The organism is Exiguobacterium sp. s168, from assembly GCF_018619035.1.
Taxonomy (GTDB): Bacteria; Bacillota; Bacilli; order Exiguobacteriales; family Exiguobacteriaceae; genus Exiguobacterium_A; species Exiguobacterium_A acetylicum.
Window position 1 is genome coordinate 1 of the sequence record NZ_JACSNE010000069.1, and the last position, 427, is coordinate 427.

A 427-nucleotide genomic window follows, 5' to 3' on the forward strand; every position below is an offset into this window, starting at 1 on the left:
GGGATACCAAGAGAGTCCTGTATCCGTTCGTGACAGCTGAACTCCTTACCGCGATCCGTCGTCATGGTTTGAAACGTTCCCGATGGGAAAGAAGAATAAAGCGTTCGGATGGCGTGTTCCATCGAGTGAGAAGAACGATCGACCATCGGTAGTACGATATAGAACCGACTTTTACGTTCGATGAATGTCGCGACACATGCCTTTGTCTGTCCTCGTCCTGATACAACAGTATCCAACTCCCAGTGCCCGAACGTCTCTCGACCCCGGACGTCCGACGGACGTTTACTGATCGGAAGCCCGATGTTGAAGCGACCTCTTGTCTCACGTGGCTTTTGGCGCTTTCCTTTTTGTCGTAAAACGCCTAAATCGCTCTTGATGAATCCTTTATATATCCATCGATAGATTGTACTGTACGATGGTCCCTGTT

At 49.4% G+C, this 427-nt stretch carries 1 protein-coding gene; it reads right to left on the bottom strand.

The annotated features are described in order from the left end of the window. On the bottom strand, positions 1–427 hold a 427-nt coding region (locus KNQ15_RS16660; protein ID WP_214730125.1), incomplete at both ends, for an IS30 family transposase.